The sequence below is a fragment of the Achromobacter sp. Marseille-Q0513 genome (assembly GCF_018195695.1).
GTDB lineage: Bacteria > Pseudomonadota > Gammaproteobacteria > Burkholderiales > Burkholderiaceae_B > Achromobacter.
The window spans coordinates 1-2,044 of sequence record NZ_JAGTJY010000071.1 but is presented as its reverse complement, the minus strand read 5'-3'; the positions used below and the strand labels follow the sequence as shown (position 1 = coordinate 2,044).

General features: G+C 71.0%; 1 protein-coding gene. It reads left to right on the top strand.

The window, feature by feature from the left end:
• The coding region (locus KDH83_RS15705) for a toxin TcdB middle/C-terminal domain-containing protein (RefSeq protein ID WP_283093825.1) at positions 1-2,044 on the top strand (2,044 nt) is incomplete at both ends.

Genomic DNA, 2,044 nt, shown 5'->3' with positions numbered 1-2,044 from the left:
GCGCCAGGCCCATGCCGCGTTGGCCGGCAGCGTGATCCACACCGAGATCTACGCCGACGACGGCGATCCCGCGCTGGCCGCGCTGCCCTATACCGTGACGGACGCCTGCTTCGAGGTCCGCCTGCTGCAAGCCGCCGGGCCGGCCGGGCTATGCGCCTTCGCCGTGCAGGAGCGGCAATCCATCCAGTACGACTACGACCGCTGCCCGGCGGACCCGCGCATGCGCCAGACCTTCCTGCTGGCCAACACGCTGCACGATCCGGATCCAGCCCTCACCCGGTACCTGGAGCAGCGCTGCATCGTGATGCTGGGACGCCGCCCGCAAGCCGGCGCGCCCGTGTACCCCGAGCAGCGCGAGATCCGGGCCACGCTGGAGGCGTCGCTCAACAGCCGCGTGCTGTCGCCCTTCCGGCTGGTCGGCGCGCCGATCGAGCGGCAGTCCTTCGAACTGGGCGGCCTGGCCGCGCCCGCGTCGGGCTACTACGCCTGGGACGACATCCAGGCGCAGGCGCGGGCGGCGATGGCCGCGCCCATCCCCTACGGCCAGCCCTTCGCGCCCGGCGCGGTCGCGGCCCGCCTGATGGCGCGCAACCGCCACTGGTACTGGAACGAGGCCCAGGACGCGATGCTGCCGCTGGGCCAGATCAGCGCCAGGGCCTTGACGCATCACGAAGACCAGGCGGCGTTCTCGGACTTCTGGCTGGCCGCCGAATTCGGCAATCTCGCGAACGACGCGCAACTGCGCGGCCAGGCGGGCCTGATCGCGGACGGAGAGGGCTACTGGGTCGCGCCCGGCGCGGTCCGCGCCTATGCCCCGCCCGGCGAGCCCGCGCTGTATCACCAGGAAACCGGCACGCTCTGGAGCGCGCCGGACGCCGCCCCCTACAGCCAGACCGCCGTCAGCTACGACGCCCCCTATGCGCTATTCGCGCTGCGCACCGTCGAATACGTGGACGCCCAGGTTGCGCTGGCCACCCAGGCCCTGATCGACTACCAGAGCCAGGCGCCCTGGCAGCTGACCGACAGCAACGGCGTGGTGCAGCAGGTGCTGTACGACCCGCGCGGCAGCGTGGCCGCGCAATCGGTGTTCAAGCCGGCCGAAGGCGGACGGCCCCGCGTCGGCGACGAGGACCTGGCCGACTACACATGGCGCGCCGACGCCAGCTTCGACGCCGTGATCGCCGATCCGGCCTACTACCTGCAAGGCGCGGGCGCCTTCTATTTCTATGATTTCCAGGCGCCTTCGGCCACGCCACCCCAACCCGCCAGCGCCATCACGCTGACGCGCAGCCGCTACGCTTCCGACGGCGTGGCCGACGCGCACATCGAACTGACCATCGAATTCACCGACGGCTTTGGCCAGGTGGTGGAAGGCAAGCGCGAATGCGAGGCCGGCATGGCCGTGCTGCGCGATGCCCGGGGCGCGCTGCAACGCGACGGCCAGGGCCTGCCGCGCATGGGCATGACGCCGCGCCGCTGGCAGGTCTCGGGCCGCACGGTCTACAACAACAAGGGCCTGCCCGCGCAGCAATACCTGCCCTATTACTCCAATATCGCCGGCTACGAAGCGCAGCAGGAGCTGGCCGACGCCGGACTCGTGCCGCCGCCCCGGATCACGCGCTACGACCCGCTGGGCCGGGTCCGGCGCGTGGACACACCCAAGGGCTTCTTCACCGGCACGGTCTACCAGCCCTGGCTCACGCGGGATTACGACGAGAACGACACCGTGCTCGACGCCCCGTACTACCTGGACTTCATGGCGCACTACCCGCCCAACCCCACGCCGGCGCAGATCGAGGAAAAGGCCGTGCTGGAGCAGGCCGCGCTCTGCTACAACACGCCGCTGGCCTACGCGCTGGACAACGCCGGGCAGAAGTGCCGCATGATCGCCAGCAACCTGGGCAACGTGCCGCCCGACGCCTTCGCCGCCATCGTGGCCGGCGGCACGGTCAGCAGCGAACAGCTGTGGGCCGCGCTGATCCAGGCCGGCTACCTGCGCACCACCGAAGTCCCCGCCGGCACCTGGATCAGCGCGGCCCACAGC